Annotated in this window: 17 protein-coding genes; 6 read left to right on the forward strand and 11 right to left on the reverse strand. The window is 63.6% G+C overall.

The window, feature by feature from the left end:
* From AC1DYW_RS03430 to bcoG, 3 genes are all read right to left on the reverse strand, one after another.
* Complete coding sequence (locus tag AC1DYW_RS03430; protein ID WP_477225120.1) at positions 1 to 1,083, reverse strand: carnitine 3-dehydrogenase; 1,083 nt, start codon at positions 1,081 to 1,083, stop codon at positions 1 to 3.
* Between the two features lie 2 nt (positions 1,084 to 1,085).
* A complete protein-coding gene (locus tag AC1DYW_RS03435; protein ID WP_477225121.1) occupies positions 1,086 to 1,709 on the reverse strand; it encodes an HD domain-containing protein in 624 nt (207 codons plus the stop codon).
* A gap of 100 nt (positions 1,710 to 1,809) precedes the next feature.
* Complete coding sequence (gene bcoG, locus AC1DYW_RS03440) at positions 1,810 to 2,727, reverse strand: 3-dehydrocarnitine:acetyl-CoA trimethylamine transferase BcoG (RefSeq protein ID WP_095084316.1); 918 nt, start codon at positions 2,725 to 2,727, stop codon at positions 1,810 to 1,812.
* 135 nt (positions 2,728 to 2,862) lie between these two features.
* Between bcoG and AC1DYW_RS03445 the strand changes: the two genes are divergently transcribed.
* Positions 2,863 to 3,846 (forward strand): GlxA family transcriptional regulator, encoded by a 984-nt coding sequence (locus tag AC1DYW_RS03445; RefSeq protein WP_184873122.1) that lies wholly within the window; start codon positions 2,863 to 2,865, stop codon positions 3,844 to 3,846.
* On the opposite strand, the gene AC1DYW_RS03450 is transcribed toward AC1DYW_RS03445, so the two are convergent.
* The 4 genes from AC1DYW_RS03450 to xylA form a co-directional block, all read right to left on the reverse strand.
* Positions 3,824 to 4,588 (reverse strand): TIGR01458 family HAD-type hydrolase, encoded by a 765-nt coding sequence (locus AC1DYW_RS03450; RefSeq protein ID WP_477225122.1) that lies wholly within the window; start codon positions 4,586 to 4,588, stop codon positions 3,824 to 3,826. The two genes, AC1DYW_RS03445 and AC1DYW_RS03450, sit on opposite strands and share 23 nt — an antisense overlap.
* Positions 4,589 to 4,648: 60 nt before the next feature.
* A complete protein-coding gene (locus AC1DYW_RS03455) occupies positions 4,649 to 4,852 on the reverse strand; it encodes a hypothetical protein (RefSeq protein ID WP_095083103.1) in 204 nt (67 codons plus the stop codon).
* A gap of 174 nt (positions 4,853 to 5,026) precedes the next feature.
* Positions 5,027 to 5,482: an N-acetyltransferase family protein gene (locus tag AC1DYW_RS03460; protein ID WP_477225123.1), complete on the reverse strand. Its 456-nt coding sequence runs from the start codon at positions 5,480 to 5,482 to the stop codon at positions 5,027 to 5,029.
* Positions 5,483 to 5,647: 165 nt separating this feature from the next.
* Complete coding sequence (gene xylA / locus AC1DYW_RS03465; protein WP_477225124.1) at positions 5,648 to 6,973, reverse strand: xylose isomerase; 1,326 nt, start codon at positions 6,971 to 6,973, stop codon at positions 5,648 to 5,650.
* Between the two features lie 113 nt (positions 6,974 to 7,086).
* On the opposite strand from xylA, the gene AC1DYW_RS03470 reads away from it, so the two are divergent.
* A complete protein-coding gene (locus AC1DYW_RS03470) occupies positions 7,087 to 7,449 on the forward strand; it encodes a nuclear transport factor 2 family protein (protein WP_477225125.1) in 363 nt (120 codons plus the stop codon).
* 38 nt (positions 7,450 to 7,487) lie between these two features.
* Here the strand turns inward: AC1DYW_RS03470 and xylB are convergent, their stop codons facing one another.
* The 4 genes from xylB to AC1DYW_RS03490 all read right to left on the reverse strand — a co-directional run bounded on the left by xylB (position 7,488) and on the right by AC1DYW_RS03490 (position 11,338).
* The gene (gene xylB, locus AC1DYW_RS03475; protein ID WP_477225126.1) at positions 7,488 to 8,942 is read right to left on the reverse strand and encodes a xylulokinase; all 1,455 of its coding nucleotides are present in this window, start codon (positions 8,940 to 8,942) and stop codon (positions 7,488 to 7,490) included.
* Between the two features lie 81 nt (positions 8,943 to 9,023).
* Complete coding sequence (locus AC1DYW_RS03480; protein ID WP_477225127.1) at positions 9,024 to 10,346, reverse strand: tetratricopeptide repeat protein; 1,323 nt, start codon at positions 10,344 to 10,346, stop codon at positions 9,024 to 9,026.
* Positions 10,347 to 10,497: 151 nt separating this feature from the next.
* Positions 10,498 to 11,121, reverse strand: a complete 624-nt coding sequence (locus tag AC1DYW_RS03485; protein ID WP_457151079.1) for a LysE family translocator — start codon at positions 11,119 to 11,121, stop codon at positions 10,498 to 10,500.
* Positions 11,122 to 11,215: 94 nt separating this feature from the next.
* Positions 11,216 to 11,338 carry a hypothetical protein gene (locus AC1DYW_RS03490; RefSeq protein ID WP_477225128.1) on the reverse strand — a complete coding sequence of 41 codons (123 nt, stop codon included), beginning with the start codon at positions 11,336 to 11,338 and terminating at the stop codon, positions 11,216 to 11,218.
* A 240-nt stretch (positions 11,339 to 11,578) separates the two neighbouring features.
* Between AC1DYW_RS03490 and AC1DYW_RS03495 the strand changes: the two genes are divergently transcribed.
* The 4 genes from AC1DYW_RS03495 to AC1DYW_RS03510 all read left to right on the forward strand — a co-directional run bounded on the left by AC1DYW_RS03495 (position 11,579) and on the right by AC1DYW_RS03510 (position 16,244).
* Positions 11,579 to 12,343: a L,D-transpeptidase gene (locus tag AC1DYW_RS03495; RefSeq protein ID WP_477225129.1), complete on the forward strand. Its 765-nt coding sequence runs from the start codon at positions 11,579 to 11,581 to the stop codon at positions 12,341 to 12,343.
* Between the two features lie 181 nt (positions 12,344 to 12,524).
* Entirely contained in the window at positions 12,525 to 13,691 is a 1,167-nt protein-coding gene (locus tag AC1DYW_RS03500; RefSeq protein ID WP_477225130.1) for a diphosphate--fructose-6-phosphate 1-phosphotransferase, read from the forward strand.
* A gap of 52 nt (positions 13,692 to 13,743) precedes the next feature.
* Entirely contained in the window at positions 13,744 to 14,463 is a 720-nt protein-coding gene (locus AC1DYW_RS03505) for an MBL fold metallo-hydrolase (protein WP_477225569.1), read from the forward strand.
* Positions 14,464 to 14,720: 257 nt separating this feature from the next.
* Positions 14,721 to 16,244 (forward strand): DegQ family serine endoprotease, encoded by a 1,524-nt coding sequence (locus AC1DYW_RS03510; protein WP_477225131.1) that lies wholly within the window; start codon positions 14,721 to 14,723, stop codon positions 16,242 to 16,244.
* Positions 16,245 to 16,348 lie beyond the last annotated feature (104 nt).

Below are 16,348 nucleotides of genomic sequence, written 5' to 3' on the forward strand. Positions count from 1 at the left end.
TCAGCCCTTCTTCTTGCCGGTCTTTTTCTTCGGCTTGCTTGCCTTGGCCTTCTCTGCCGCCCTGGAGGCGGTCGGCTTCTTCGCCGCCAGCTTGGCCAACTGCTTGGTATAGTCCTTGTGCAAGGCGCCAGCGCCCCAGCCTTTGCCTTTGTTCTGCTTCGACAGCGCGTCCATGATGGCGACCAGATTGTCGTCGCGGATCTTTTCCAGCTCGCGGATCGACAGCCCATGCGCCTGGTCGTCCGACTGCGTTGCGATCAGGTCGACCAATTCGTCGTTGAACTCTGGCACGTCCATCAGCTTGGTCCACGGCCATTTCAGGCACGGACCGAACTGCGCCATGAAGTGGCGCATGCCGGCCTCGCCGCCGGCGACGCGATAGACCTGGAACATGCCCATCTGCGCCCAGCGCAGGCCGAAGCCATAGCGCATGATGTCGTCGAGTTCCTCAACGGTGCAAATGCCGTCCTTGATCAGCCACAGCGCCTCGCGCCATGCCGCTTCGAGCAGGCGGTCACCGACGAAGGCTTCGATTTCCTTGCGGATGACGACAGGTTTCATGCCGATCGAGGCGTAGATCTCCTTGGCGACTTCGATCGCTTCGGGAAAGGTCTGCTCGCCGCCGACGATCTCGACCAGCGGCAGCAGATAGACCGGGTTGAACGGATGGCCGACGACCAGCCGCTCAGGGTGCTTCTTCATCGCCACCTGCATGTCGGTCGGCTTGATGCCGGAGGTCGAGGAGCCGACAATGGCATTGGCTGGTGCGTGGGCATCGATCTCGGCCAGCACGCGGTGCTTGAGGTCGAGCCGTTCCGGCACGCTTTCCTGGATGAAATCTGCGTCGGCGACCGCCTCGGCGATGGTCTTGGCAAAGGTCAGCCGGCCCTCTTTCGGCAGGCCGCCGGGCACCATCTGCTTATAGGCGCGGCGCGCTCCCTTCATCACTTCGTTGACCTTGCGCGACGCTTCCGGATCGGGATCGAAGATCGAAACGTCGATGCCGTTGAGCAGCAGGCGCGCCACCCAGCCGGCGCCGATGACACCGCCGCCGATGGCGGCCGCCTTGTTGATGATGCTCATGCTTAGGCTCCGGTTCTCTTGGTGGCGGTTTCAGAATCGAGGAGGGGCACGCGCTCGCCGGCGCGGATCACGGACGGGTCATAGGCCTTGCGGGCAAAGACTTCGAGCACGGACGGCCGGAAGAATTCGATTGGCAGCGTGTCATAGTCGGGGTCGAAACTCGACTGGTCCCAGCGTTCGCAAAACGCATCGCAATCGTCGAAATAGGCGTGGCCGGCAAAGCGGTCGCGGGCGTGGCGGTTCCCACCAAGATGATGGGCATAGTAGAGCCGCTGGAAGTCGCCATGCTTCTCCACCACCCAGGTGCATTGCTCGCGCACGAAGGGTTTCAGGATCGAAGCGGCATATTCATCGTGATTGTAGGGCGCGTAGATGTCGCCGATGTCGTGCAGCAGCGCGCAGGCGATCCAGTCGGTGTCGGCGCCATCGCGCCAGGCGCGCGTCGCCGCCTGCAGCGAATGGCCGAGCCGGGTGATCTTGTAGCCCGACAGGCCTTCATCGAGCTGGACCAGCGCGTCGAGCAGCCGCTCGCCGGTCTTTGCCGCATAGTCGATCTCATGCGCGGTCAGGAACTCGTAGTCGTGCCTGTCGCCATCCTTCATCGCGGTGAACTTGACGGTAGTCATGCCGACCTCCCAGCGAATTAGTCTTCTTGTTTGAGCATGATCTCTGGACAAACCGTTTCGTTTGTCCGGGAAAACCGGTTCCCATTTTTCGGGATCATGCTCATGCCGCTATCGGCGCCCGCTTGGTCAGGTTCAGCTTCTTGCGCACTTCTTCGGGCCCGAGAATCCTGGCGCCCAGATTGGTGACGATGCTGGCGGCACGCTCTACTAGCTGTGCATTGGTTGCCAGCACGCCCTTGTCGAGCCAGAGATTGTCTTCCAGCCCGACGCGGACATTGCCGCCGGCAAGCACCGCTGCGGCTGCATAGGCCATCTGGTTGCGGCCGATGGCAAAGGCCGACCAGTTCCAGGTCGACGGCACATTGTTGACCATGGCCATGAAGGTGTTGAGATCGTCAGGCGCACCCCACGGCACGCCCATGCAGAGCTGCACTAGGGCATCCGGGTTCAGCACCTTTTCCTCGACCAGCTGCTTGGCGAACCACAGATGACCGGTGTCGAAGGCCTCGATCTCCGGCTTGACGCCGAGCGCCGTCATCATGCCTCCCATGGCGCGCAGCATGCCGGGCGTGTTGGTCATGACATAGTCGGCCTCTGCGAAATTCATGGTGCCGCAGTCGAGCGTGCAGATTTCCGGCAGGCACTGGCGCACATGTTCCATGCGGTTGGTGGCGCCGCCCATGTCGGTGCCTTTTTCATTCAAAGGCAGCGGTGCTTCGGGCGAGCCGAACACCATGTCGCCGCCCATGCCGGCGGTCAGGTTCAGGATGACGTCGACGTTTGCCGCGCGGATGCGCTCTGTCACTTCGCGGTAGAGATGCACGTCGCGACGAGGTTTGCCTGTTTCGGGGTCGCGCACATGGCAATGCACGATCGCGGCACCCGCCTTAGCCGCGTCGATGGCCGAATCGGCGATCTGCTTGGGCGAGCGCGGCACATGCGGGCTGCGGTCCTGCGAGCCACCGGACCCGGTCACGGCACAGGTAATGAAGACCTCACGGTTCATCGCGAGCGGCATCGAATTCTCCTCCCAATCGAAACAACCATGCATGCCGCCCAAAAGTGGCAACCGGTTTTGGGACACCGACATGCATAAGAACTAACCAACATTGCCTGACTTGCCGGAAACTGTTTTGCCTTTTACGAAGGGCATATGATAAAAAGCGAAAAATCCGACATCTTTCGCGCGGAGCGCCTGCCGCTCAAGGTGACGCTGCTGGTGTTTTCCGGCTCGTCGATCATGTGCGTCGCGTCGGCAGTCGATCCCTTGCGCGCCGCCAACCGCATCTCCGGCGAGACCCTCTTCGATTTCAAGCTGGTCTCGGTCACCGGCGAGGCTCCAGTCACCACGTGCGGCCTGCCGGTGGCGGTCAGTGGCCGCTTCGACGCGGCCGATCCAACCGACGTGCTTGTCGTCGTCGCCGGCTTCGGCACACAGAACTACGCAACGTCGGCTCTGTTGTCAGGCCTGCGCCGGGCGGCACGGACGGCGCGTGCCTGCGGCGGCGTCGAGGCCGGTACCTGGCTGGTAGCGCGCGCCGGCCTGCTGGAAGGGCGCAGCGCCACCACCCACTGGGAGGATATGGAGGATTTTTCGTCGGCCTTTCCCGGCGTCGATGTCCGCCCGGACCGCTATGTCATCGACGGACCGGTCTTCACCTCAGGCGGCGCGTCGCCGACCTTCGACCTGATGCTGCATCTCATTCGCACGCGCCTCGGCATGGCGGTGGCGCTCGATGTCGCCAGCGTCTTCATCTACGACCAGGCACGCGCCGCCACCGATGCCCAGCCGCTGGTCTCGCTCGGCCGGCTCGATGGCTATGATCCACGGCTGGCGCAAGCCATCCGATTGATGGAATCGCATGTCGACCAGCCGCTGACCATAGAAGCGGTGGCCAAGCGCGCCGGCGTGACGGCGCGGACACTGGAAAGCATCTTTCGCAAGTCGATCGGCGAGACGCCGGGTGCCTACTATCTCAGGCTTCGGCTGGGGGCGGCGCGCCGGCTGGTGGTCGACACCAGGGTGGCGATGGCCGATATTGCCGGGCGGACCGGATTTTCGTCCGCTGCGGCGTTTTCGAGGGCGTTTTCACGGGCTTTTGGCGAGGCGCCAGTCAGAGTACGGCGCGGTTGGTGAGTATCCAGTCGGTCGCGGCGGCGAGGTCATCTACCACCGCCGTGGGCGCCGGATTGAAACGTGTTTCGTCGTTTGGGCGATACTTGCCTGTCCGCACAAGCAGCGCCGCACCAAGCCCGGCGCGCAGCGCGCCGGCGACATCGCTCTCGGCATCGTCGCCGACCATGACCGCATCGGCGGTCGGGCAGTTCATATTGGCAAGCGCCGAAAGAAAGAAGTCCGGTGACGGCTTGCCGAGCACGACAGGGCTTCGGCCACTGGCGAATTCGAGGGCGGCAACGAAGGCGCCGGTGTCCAGGCTAAGCAGACCGTCTGCATCCTTGAAGGTGCGATTGGTGGCGAGCGCCACAAAATCGGCGCCGGCCACCAGCTCGCGGAACGCCCGGTTGAGCCTGGCATGATCGAAGGCTTCGCCTGCATCTCCGACGATGACGGCCCGCCCATTTGCGCCGTCCAGTCCGGAAAACTCAGGCTCCAGGTTGGGATGGACGAGCAGATGCGGTGTGAGGCCGTGCCTGCGCAGCCATTCGACGGCGGCATGCGCCGGCGTCAGCAATTCCTCTTCTCCAACCTCGACGCCGAGGGCGGTAAGTTGCGCGATGATTGCCTTGTGTGTTGAGCGAGTTGTGTTGCTGACAAAGCGGAGCGGCAAGCCCGCATTGCGCAGGCGATCGATTGCCGAGACAGCGCCCGCTATCGGGGTGTCGCCATTGTAGACGACACCCAAAAGGTCCAGAAGCACCGCGCGTACCATCGGCGAAGGATGACGAAACAGGCTCCGTTCGTCAAACCACAGGGACCTTCAAGCGACATCGCGGCTTTCGTGGACAATGCGCGAGCGCATGCTCTTGGCCAGCACTGTTTCAAGTCGCGCGGCAACCGCGCGATCCCATTCGTTTGTGCGCTGCGTGCCGTCTTTCGGATGCGGCATTGCCATCAGCCGGTCGATGATCGATCCGGCCTCGCCAGGTGAGAGCAGGGCGTCGATTTCACGTTCGTTCTGCATATCGGTTCGCCTCCTTCTTCCTTCCCGCCACGAGCCAGTCTTATACGAGATACGTGACGGCAGTTTGAAGGCAAGAGCGAGGTCATTGAAGGGCGGTAGAGGGCAGAACCGTGTCGTCGGAGCCAGCCTTGCGCAAAGTCGTTCCCGCGTCTGGCCAGGCCAGGTCGGAGACGTCTACAGCCGCTTCTCGAACAGCACGGTGGTGAAGCCGCTGTCCCATTCGTCGTCGGGGTAGCGATCTTTCTCGGCATAGCCAACCGCTTTGTAGAGCGTCTGGCTGCGCAGGTTGAACGTGTCGGTTTCCAGCCGCGCCTGCGCAAATCCGGCGGCGCCAATCGCCTGTTCGGCATGGGAAAGCAGCTTGCGGCCGACACCTTGCCCTTGGCGCGACGCCATGACGTGCAGGGCTTCGATGAAGTCCGCGCGCCAATGGATCAGGCCGGCGACGTCGCCATCGATCTCGGCAACGGCAAATTCCGGCCAGCTCTGGTCGACGTAGCGCCCGCCAGTATCCAATTCGACGTAGCGCTGCGCCGATTTCTGAGTGATGTTCGGCAGCCAGGTGCCTTGGAATGTTTCCTGTAGCACCTGCTTCAACGCCGGGATGTCGGTTGCCTGCGCCCGGCGCACGATGATTCGATCTCTGCCATCTCCTCCTCCTGCCAGCCGCCGCGTCGCCTTTTCGGCGGCGCGGCACCTTGAACTCGCACAGGCCAACAAAGATCCGTGACTAGCAGAAGGCGACCACGGCTGCTTTCAGCCAGAGGTGGTGGATGTCGGTCCAGAGATCAGGCTTCACACGTACCGGTTGACGATGTTTTCCAGCAGTTCCTGGCGGCCGGACCTTGGCTGTGGCTCGATCTTCTTCTTGACGACGCGCTCGGCGATCTCTTCCAGCGTGCGCTTGCCGGCAAGCATCGCCTTGCCCTCGGCCGTGTTCCAGCCGGCGTAACGTTCTGCCAGAGGTGCGGACAGCGCCTTGTGCTCGACCATGCGGGCTGCGGCTTTCAGGCCGCGCGCGCACGAATCCATGCCGCCGATGTGGCCGATCAGCAGATCCTGCGGGTCGAGCGATTGGCGGCGCAGCTTGGCATCGAAATTGGTGCCGCCGGTCTTGAAGCCGCCGGCCTGCAGGACCTGGTAATAGGCCAGCGCCATTTCCGGCACGTTGTTGGGGAACTGGTCGGTATCCCAGCCCGACTGGTAGTCGTTGCGGTTCATGTCGATCGAACCGAAAATGCCGAGCGCATTGGCCAGCGCCAGCTCGTGCTCGAAGGAATGGCCGGCCAGGATGGCGTGGCCCTGCTCGATGTTGACCTTGACCTCCTTCTCCAGCCCGAAGCGTTTGAGGAAGCCATAGACCGTCGCGACATCATAGTCGTACTGATGCTTGGTCGGCTCCTGCGGCTTCGGCTCGATCAGGATCGTGCCCTTGAAGCCTATCTTGTGCTTGTAGTCGACGACCAAGCTGAGGAAGCGGCCGGCCTGTTCCTGCTCGCGGGCAAGGTCGGTGTTGAGCAGTGTCTCATAGCCCTCGCGGCCACCCCACAGCACGTAATTCTCGCCCTTCAGCCGCTTGGTGACGTCGATGCAGCTTTTCACCGTCGCCGCCGCATAGGCAAACACATCCGGATCGGGATTGGTGGCGGCGCCCGACATGAAGCGGCGATTGGAGAACAGGTTCGCCGTGCCCCACAAGAGCTTGACGCCGGTCTGCTTCATCTTGGTGGCGAAATAGTCCGCGATCTCGTCGAGGCGTGTCGCACTTTCGGAAAAGTCCTTGCCCTCGGGCCTCACATCGGCGTCGTGGAAGCAGAAATAGGGCGCGCCGAGCAGCGAGAACATTTCGAAGGCGACATCGGCCTTGAGCTTCGCCAGTTCCATCGTGTCGACGCCGCCCGCTTTCGGGAACCACGGACGGTCGAAGGTCTGCCCGCCGAACGGGTCGCCGCCCGGCCAGGCGAAGGAATGCCAGTAGGCGACGGCGAAACGCAGATGGTCTTCCAGCCGCTTGCCGGCCACCACCTCGTCGGGATTGTAGAACCGGTAAGCGAGCGGATTGGTCGAATCCGGCCCCTCATACTTGATCTGTTTGATGTCGCCGAAAAATCCGCTGCTCATGATCTTTGTCCTCTCTCGAATAGTTCGCCCTGATTACCTCAGGCGTAATTGGTTTCGTTCTTCCGCCGGTCGAAAAGGCTCATGTCAAAACCGTCAAACGAAGGAGACAGACCATGACCAACCTCATCAAGATCGCCGAAGGCTACATCAGCGCCTGGAACGAGAGCGACGCGGATCGCCGGGTCGAATTGCTCAAGGCGACCTTCACCGAAGACGTCAGCTATCGCGATCCGCTGATGCAGGGCGACGGCCATGCAGGCGTCGCGGCGCTGATCGACGGCGTGCAGCAGCGCTTTGCCGGCTTCCGGTTCTCGCTGAAGGGCACGCCGGACGGTTTTGCCGACACCATCCGCTTCTCGTGGAACCTTGGCCCGGAAGGCACTCCCTCCATCATCGAAGGCACCGACATCGGCGTCATCGAGAACGGCCGCCTGAAGAACGTCACTGGCTTTCTCGACAAGGTGCCGGCGCAATAACGCCGCCCTGGCAGACCGCGGCGTGGGCGAGAACGCAGTCACGCCGTGGCCACCTTGATCGCCGGATACAGCGCCCGGTAGCGCTGATAGGCATCGGCATAGACGCTGCCGAGTGCCGCATCCGGTTCGATCGTGGCATCCGTCCTGGGTGCCGTGCAGATGCTGAGGGGATCGGCACCCGTCGCCGCGAGCAGGCCAAGCCGCGCCGCGCCGAAGGCGGCGCCGAAATCGCCATCGGCGGGAATATCGACGGGCAGGCCAAGCGCGGTGGCGATCGCTTTCAGCCAGTAGCGCGACCGCGAACCGCCGCCGATCGCCGTCACCCGCGTCAAGGTCGTGCCGGCTGTGGCGAGTGCCTCGAGACTGTCGCGGAAGGCAAAGGCGACGCCTTCGAGCACGGCCTGCGTCAGCACCACGCGGCTCGATTCATGCGCCAATCCGGTGAACGCGCCGCGGATGGCGGCATCATTGTAGGGCGTGCGCTCGCCCGACAGATAGGGCAGGAAGGACACGCCGCTCGGCGCCTTCAGCATATCGCCGAGCTCGGCGGTCAGTTCGCCCGCGCCTTTGCCGGTGATCTCCGCCAGCCAATTCAGCGAATCGGTCGCCGACAGGATGACGCCCATCTGATGCCAGGTGTTCGGAAGCGCATGGCAGAACGTGTGGACGGCGCTTGCCGGGTTGGGCAGATAGGAAGCATTGGCGGCAAACAGCACACCCGATGTGCCGAGCGAGACAAAGGCGTGGCCTGCACCGACCGTGCCCATGCCGCATGCCGAAGCCGCATTGTCGCCAGCGCCGCCGGCGATCGGGATGCCGGCCTGCATGCCCCATTTCGAGGCCAGTTCGCTGCGCAGGGCCCCGGCCTTCTGTGTGCCCTCGACCAGCGACGGCATCTGCTTCTCGTCGAGCGATGTCGCCGCGAGCAGGTCCGCACTCCAGCGCCGCTTGCCGACATCGAGCCAGGAGGTGCCGGCCGAATCCGACATTTCCGAAATGTACTCACCCGAAAGCCAGAGCCGAAGGAAATCCTTGGGCAGCAGCACTTTTGCGACCTTGGCGAAGACCGCGGGCTCGTTGTTCTTCACCCAGGCAAGTTTCGGCGCGGTGAAGCCTGGAAAGACGATGTTGCCGGTCAGCTGGCGAAAGCGCGGGTCGGCGTCCAGCGCCGCCGCCTCGGCATGGCTGCGCGTGTCGTTCCACAGGATGCAGGGCCGCAGCACCTCGTCGGCGGAATCGAGCAAGGTCGCGCCATGCATCTGTCCCGACAGGCCGATGCCCTTCACCGCGGCGAGCTGGCTTGGGTGGGAAGCCTTCAGTTCGGCAATTGCTTCTTCGCAAGCGCGTATCCAGTGAGACGGATCCTGTTCCGACCAGCCCGGATGCGGCCGCGACACGTCGAGCGATGCGTGACCGGAGCCGATGACAGTCTGCCCGGCATCGATCAGCAGCGCCTTGACGCCCGATGTCCCGAGATCGAGGCCGAGATACATGATTTCCTCCCATGCCATTAATTTTTTCGGATCTCGAAAAAATCTGGCTTGGCCAGTTTTTAAGACAAGATCCGCTTCGGGTCAATTCTCTGACAAATCGGCGGCGCGCCGCGAAAGCAGCACTGACAGCGGACTGTCCGGCCGCGCCATCGAACGCTCGGCCGTGAGCGCCCTGGCGAGCGCGCCGTCGCCGGCCCGCAATGCCGCTTCGATCAGCGTCAGGTCGATGACGTCGCGCTGTGCGTGGCTGCCGCCGAAGCGGTTGGCGATCGCCCGGATCGGCCGTATCAGCTGCACGGTCTCGGTGTAGTTGGCCTCGCCGAATGCCTTGATTGCCAGCGTCAGCGGATGGCCGACATCCCGCGTGAAGGCGACGTTGTCGCCGCTGCCATGCATCGCCTCGCGCTGCGCCTCGAGCAAGGTCCGCGCTGGGGTGCCGAGCCCGGCGCCAACGAAGGCCATCATCGCATGCGCATCGTTGAAGGCATAATCGCCGGCGCCGGCCTTGGGCCAATTGGCGGCGAGCGCCGTCCAGCGGTCACCGACATCGATGCCGCCGAGATGCAGCCGCCACAGGATCGCCGACGCATCGACCATGTTCAGCGCCATAGCCGATGGCGTGCCATAGATCGGTCCATCATAGAGCGCCAGCACCTGGTCGGTCTCAGCGAGATCGTAGTGGAACAGCGCCAGGTGCCACCAATTGTGCACCTGCAGGAAGCTCTCCCTTGTCCAGGCCTCGGGATTGGCGCGCATCCAGGCGATGCCGTCCCTTTGCCGGCTTTGCATTTCCATGACATGCGCGACCGCATGCTGCGCCCAGCCGTCGCGCGGCTCGATCTCGACCGCCGCGCGGCCAAGCTTTTCGGCCCTGGTGTAGTCGCCCATTTCCTCCAGCCCGAAGGCCTGCATGCCGAGAATGCCATGATAACCGGGCATATCGCTCCGCCAGGACGGCAAAGCGCGGGCGATGCGGTCACGCAACATGCGCGCATTGCCTGTGAAGAAGTCGATCTGGTGCCCGACCTGCAGCGCCAGCGCGTCGAGCGGGGTCTCGATGGCGATATCCTCGAGAACCCTGGCGGCGTCATGCCAGCGCCCGTTGGCGAGGTGGCCGAGGGCCAAGACATGCGCCTCTTCGCGCGGCGTCGCGGCGAGCGGCAGCGCCGCCTCGTGGCAAGCCCTGGCTACCGCCGTCGCGTCACGCTCGGTGGCGAGGCCGAAGAGATAGCCTTTGAAGACATGCGCCATGACGAAACCGGGATCCGCCGATATGGCACGGTCGATGGAGGCGACGGGATCGCCGATGAAGCACAGTAGTTCACGCACGGCCTGGCTGTAGGGCGTGAACCCCGCCTCCGTTGCGCCCGAAAGTGTTAGATCCAATGCGTCCCTGATGGCCATGCAATGTCCTTTGATCGGCTTGCGATGAGCCTCGATCCTTCGGCCCAAGGCGATCCTAAAGCATGGGCCACAGACTCGCCAACCGGTACATTTTCCAGGGCAATCTCGGCTTCAGCGTCAAATGGTGAAGCCGAAATTTTCTCCATTGTCCCTAATTGCCCGAACGCATCGCCACCGTGGCGATGCCGGCGCCGACCAGCAGCGTGCCGCCGGTGCGGTTGAAGATGCGGATCGCCTTGGGATTGCGCACGACGTTGCGTGCGCGCGCCGCGATCAGCGCATAGCCGAAGGCATTGGCGAAGGCGAGCGCCAGGAAGGTCGTCTCGAAGATCAGCATCTGCGTCCAGAAATCGGCATGCCGGTCGAGGAACTGCGGCAGGAAGGCGACGAAGAAGGTGATGCTTTTCGGGTTGAGCGCGGTGACCAGCCAGGCATGCGCCATCATCTTGGCCGAGGACACCACATCGGTGCGCGGTTCGGCTTTCAGCGCGCCGCCGGCGCGAAACAATTTCACGCCGAGATAGATCAGATAGCCGGCGCCGATCAGCTTCAGGACGGTGAAGACGGTCGCCGAAGCGGCCAGCAGCGCGCCGATGCCCAGCATCGACAGCGTCATGGCGGTGAAGTCGCCGAGCGCCACGCCGACCGCCATCGGCAAGGCGGTACGCCAGCCTTGGCCCAGCGCGTAGGACACGACCAGAAGGATGGTCGGACCTGGAATGATGAGAAGGATCGTCGATGCGGCAGTGAAGGCGGCCCAGTTTTCGAAGGACATGCTCGTCTCCTTTGAGCGTAAAGAAGAGGATAAATCCTTGGCAGCGGGAGAATGTAAAGGGTGATTTCCTAATTTCGCCAACGGCAGGTCGGTGTCAGTTCGCGCCACTCAGTGTGTTCACGATATCGGCCAGGCTGACATCGGCACCGAGAACGATTGCTGCTGCGGCAATGGCCGCGGCAAAAAGCTTGATGTCGGTTTTTAAGGTCTTGCACATGGATCCCCCTCGGTAGCCGCCTGCAGGGGTAGGAAGCGCCGGCGCCGGGAATATGGCCTGACGGAGACCTTTTTGTGCAGCAGCCCTTCGGTCGGCGGTCGGGCGGCGGCTCGAACGCCAGCAAGGCAGCGCGCAAACGCAGGCTGCGCAAGGCCTTCACGCTTTATCAACCATGAATGATGAAAATGCGTTTCATCCGGCCGGACCGTGCTTCCCGCCGACAGCGTAGGGTTTGGGTATATGCGTGAGTTGCCGCAAGGTCTGATGCCGCCGCGAAACGGCGACGCAATCGAAACCGATCATCATCTTTCCCGTCGCACCATCCTGTCCGGCGCAGGGGCATTGGCTCTGCTCAGCGCTGCCGGCTGCTCGACCTCGGGCGGCGGTCTGCCGATGCTGGATCTCGACGATACGGTCACCGGCTCAGTGCCGATCCGGCCGAGCATCAGCGTTGACAAGCACATCACCAGCCCCGACCTGATGTATGCGGGGCTGACCGATGGCGGCTTCAACGTGCCGGAAGTGCCCTATCTGAAGGTCAAGCCGGAATTCCGCCGCCAGATCGTCGTCGACACGACCGGCGAGGCGCCCGGCACCATCGTCGTCCACCTGCAGGAGCGCATGCTCTATCTCGTCCAGCCGGGCGGTGAAGCCATCCGCTACGGAGTCGGCATTGGCAAGGACGGCTTCCGCTGGTCCGGCCGCGCCAACATCCAGTACGGCAGGGAATGGCCGACCTGGACGCCGCCGCCCGAAATGATTGCCCGCAAGCCGGAGCTGGTGAAATGGCAGTCCGGCCAGCCCGGCGGCCTCACCAACCCGCTTGGCGCCCGGGCGCTCTATATCTATCAGGATGGCAAGGACACCGGCTATCGCATCCACGGTTCGCCCGAATGGTGGAGCATCGGCCAGGCGATGTCGTCGGGCTGCGTGCGCCTGATCAACCAGGACATCATCGACCTCTACAGCCGCGTCTCCAAGAAAAACCCGGTCGTCGTCATGTGACTCTGCCGGCCGCCGGTGCGGCCGCTTCTCTTTCTGTTCGAGCATGATCTCTGGCGAAAGCCGGTTCCCACCCTCGGGCCGGGGGCATGCTTTTCGGGATCATGCTCTGGTTCTCCCGTTGCGCGATGGCGAAAGACAGGCGAATGTGCCTGCGAATTTCATCGCTCGGGAGACGTCAGGAATGGCCGGAACTTTCGTTATCGCGCAGGGCGGCGGCCCGACCGCCGTCATCAACCAGACAGTGGTCGGGGCGACGTTGGAGATCCGCAAGCGGCATCCCGGCGCCAAGGTGCTCGGCTCCATTCACGGCGTGCGCGGCATTCGTGACGGCAACTATGTTGACCTCTCCGCCATCCCGGAAGACCGGCTGCGGCTGATCGCCGGCACGCCAAGTGCGGCCCTCGGCTCGACTCGCGACAAGCCGGACGCCGCCTATTGCGAGGTTATCCTGAACGGGCTGAAGAAGGCCGGCGCCGACGCCTTCATCTACATCGGCGGCAATGACACGTCCGGCACGCAGCAGATCCTGACCGACGCCGCCGGCGGCACGATCGCTTTCGTCCATGCACCGAAAACCATCGACAATGATCTCGAGGAGAACGATCACACGCCGGGCTTCATCTCGGCGGCCGAGTTCGTCGCTGGCGCCTTCCTGTCCGTCGACCTCGATTTCCGCGCTCTGCCCGGCATCTATGTCGGCATCGTCATGGGCCGTCACGCCGGCTTCCTCACGGCCGCTGCCGCGGCCTGGCAACTCGACCCCGACAGCGGCCCACACCTCGTCTACGTGCCGGAGCGCCCATTCTCCGCGGCCGGCTTCATCGACGACGTGCGCGCCACGCTCGACCGCCACAAGCGCTGTATCGTCGCCGTGTCGGAAGGTGTCAGCACCGCCGATGGCAAGGCGCTGGTCGAAAGCCTGGTGCCGCCGGAGAAGCTCGAGCGCGACGCGCACGGCAACGTCAAGCTGTCGGGCAGCGACCTGCCGGCCGCACTTGAGCGCGCGCTGGCCGAAGGCCTGCCCGGCAAGCGGGCCCGCGTCGATGCACTCGGCTACATGCCGCGCGGCTATATCGGCGCCATCAGCGCTGTCGACGCGCAGGAGGCGTTTGATGCCGGCGCTTTTGCGGTCAGCGTCGCTGAACAGGGTGGCGGCTCGGTGGCGCTGCAATATGACGGCGCCAAAACGGTGCTGAAGAAGGTGCCGTTGAAGAACGTCGCCGGCAAGACCCGCCATATGCCCGACGATTTCATGAAGCCCGATGTCAATCAGCTGTCCGAGGCCGGCATGGCCTATCTCAAGCGGCTGGTGCCGGAAAAATACAAGGTCGGGAAGCCGTTCGTCTGATGCCGGCTTGTACGTGATGCCGGGCTCACACGTGATGCCGGGCTCACACTTGATGCCGGGCTGGTTCAGCAAGAGCATCGTCGACGAGAAGACGTCGATGCTGACCGAGCCGTTCGTGCACGAATACGTGCGCGCCAACATCTGGCATCTGCGCGGCCGCGATGTCGACCTTCTGGTCGACACCGGCATGGGCATCTGTCCGCTGGCGCCGGAGATCGAGTTGTCCGACGGCAAGCCGCTGCTCGTCGTCGCAACCCATATCCATCTCGACCATGTCGGATCGCTGCACGAGTTCCCGTTGCGGGCCGGGCCAAGGATGAGTGCCGCGCAGTTCGAGACCATGGATGACGCCGCGACCTATGCCTACATGCTCCACGACCTTGAAGGTGCCGTCTCGAAACTGCCCGCGCCGGGCTGGAAGGCAGGCGATTACAGGATCCCCTCAGCGCCATTGACGCGAACCCTTGACGAGGGCGACGTGATCGATCTCGGCGACCGTCAGTTTCGCGTGCTGCACCTGCCCGGACATTCGCCGGATTCGATCGCGCTGCTCGACGAGGCCGATGGCCTGTTCTTCAGCGGCGACGCCATCTACGACGACACGTTGATCGACGACCTGCCGGACTCCGATCGAACAGCCTATCGCCGCACGATGCAGCGCCTGCTCGACGTCCCGATCCGCATCGGCCATGGCGGCCACGGGCCGAGCTTCGACGGCAAGCGCATGCACGACATCGCCACAGCATATCTCGGGCGAACCGACGCGATCTGATCCCTCTGCGGGGCTGGGAAGACCGTCTTGCCGCCACCCCACGACATTGTGACCGGCCGCCGTCTGGAAATTAAATCTTCGTAAGGTCGCCTGAAAACCCTAAATCGGGCCAATCGGCACCCTAGATGCAGGGCTGTCGATCCGGTCGGCTGCCATGCAAGGCGAGACGGGCAATCGCGACCCTCGACACGCGGGATGGCCAGTTTCCAAGAGAGGCGGCCACAGCGCAGGATCAACTCTCGCCCGGACAAACGACCATGTCAGATATCATTCGCAGACATCGCGTCGCGGCCTCGCTGGGCGCTGCGCTGATAATATCTCCCTTTGTCATCTCTTTCGCTCAAAGTGCGAGCAACGCCGTTCCGACAACCCAGACACCTGTCGCCGGCATCGCTGCACCCAACGGCTCGTTCGCTCCCATCGTGGCCGCCGACAAGCCCGCGGTGGTGACAGTTACCACCGTCATGAAGGCGCAGCCGGAAAGCACGGACGACGGCATGCCTCTCGGCAACTCGCCGTTCGACGAGTATTTCCGTCAGTTCTTCGGCGACCAGGGCATGCCCGCTCCACAGGCCCCGCCGCAGCAGGCTCCGCGTGCCGAGGCGCTCGGTTCAGGCTTCATCGTCGCTGCCGATGGCACCATCGTCACCAACAATCACGTCGTCGATGGCGCCTCTTCCATCAAGGTAACGCTCGACGACGGCACCGAGCTTCCCGCCAAGCTCGTCGGCCGCGATGCCAAGAACGATCTCGCCGTGCTCAAGATCAAATCCGACAAGCCCTTGCCGACCGTCAAATGGGGCGATTCCGACAGGCTGATGACCGGCGACCAAGTGCTGGCAATCGGCAATCCGTTCGGCATCGGCACCACAGTCACGGCGGGCATTGTGTCAGCACGCGGCCGCGATCTGCACAGCGGGCCGTTCGACGACTTCATTCAGATCGACGCGCCGATCAATCATGGCAATTCCGGCGGTCCGCTGGTCGATGTCAGCGGCAATGTCGTCGGCATCAACACGGCGATCTATTCGCCCAATGGCGGCAGTGTCGGCGTCGGCTTCGCCATCCCGTCCGACCAGGCCCAGAAGGTGGTCGCCAAGCTGATGAAGGATGGCTCCATCCAGTATGGCTACCTCGGTGTCGAGATACAGCCGGTGACGCCGGATGTGGCCAGCGCCATCGGGCTCGACCATCCTGGCGGCGCGCTGGTTTCGCAGGTCAATGAAGGCTCGCCGGCTGCGAAGGCCGGCGTCGAGACCGGCGACGTCATCACCAGCTTTGCCGGACAGGATGTGAAGGATCCCAAGGACCTGTCGCGGGCCGTCGCCGATGTCGCGCCGGGCGCCAGGGAGACGCTGGATATCTGGCGCAAGGGCAAGGCCATGGATATTTCCGTCGACGTCGGGCTCAACGGCGACGATGTTAAGACCGCATCCGTGACCGACGGGTCCGGCGCGCCGAGTACCGAGCAGGGCTCGCGCGTCCCGGCAATCGGGCTTGGCCTGATGGACATCACCCCTGATGTCCGCCAGGAGTTGAACCTGGCTGCCAATCAGCATGGCGCCCTGGTCGCAAGCGTCAATCCCGACAAACCGGCCTCGGCCTCGGGCATCCAGCCCGGCGACATCATCGTTGCCGTCAATCAGGCGCCGGTGAAAACCGCCAGGCAAGTGACGCAGGCGATCGCCCAAGCCGGCAAGTCCGGCCGCAAATCGGTGCTTCTGCTGGTCGAGCGCGAGGGCAGCCAGATCTATGTCGCGGTGCCGTTTGCCAATGGCTGACGCCGGGGCGCTGACGTGAAGGCAGCGATCGGCGGGCGCGGCGACGCCGGCCCGCCGATCCTGTCCATCAAGATTTCGGTTGCCCGCCACGTCATCTTCGAGAA

The organism is Mesorhizobium sp. P2_D5, from assembly GCF_056404355.1.